1 protein-coding gene is annotated in these 251 nt (G+C 63.7%); it reads left to right on the plus strand.

Translation table 11 applies throughout. From position 1 onward, the window contains the following. Positions 1-18: 18 nt before the first annotated feature. The coding region (locus RRF55_RS27530) for a lipid II flippase MurJ (RefSeq protein ID WP_439419233.1) at positions 19-251 on the plus strand (233 nt) is incomplete at its 3' end.

The raw sequence follows: 251 nt of genomic DNA on the forward strand, positions 1-251 counted from the left end.
TCTTTCAGCAGCATGACCATGATTTCGCGGGTGTTGGGGCTGGTTCGCGACCTGGTCATCACCACCACGTTCGGCACCAATGCGGTGACCGACGCCTTCTGGGTCGCCTTCCGGGTGCCCAATTTCCTGCGCCGCCTGTTCGCTGAGGGCTCGTTCGCTACCGCGTTCGTTCCGGTGTTCACGGAAGTGAAGGAAACCCGCTCCCACGCCGAACTGCGCGAGCTGATGTCGCGGGTGGCCGGCACCTTGGG

The sequence above is a fragment of the Klebsiella sp. K47 genome (assembly GCF_051858335.1).
Taxonomy (GTDB): Bacteria; Pseudomonadota; Gammaproteobacteria; order Enterobacterales; family Enterobacteriaceae; genus Klebsiella; species Klebsiella pneumoniae.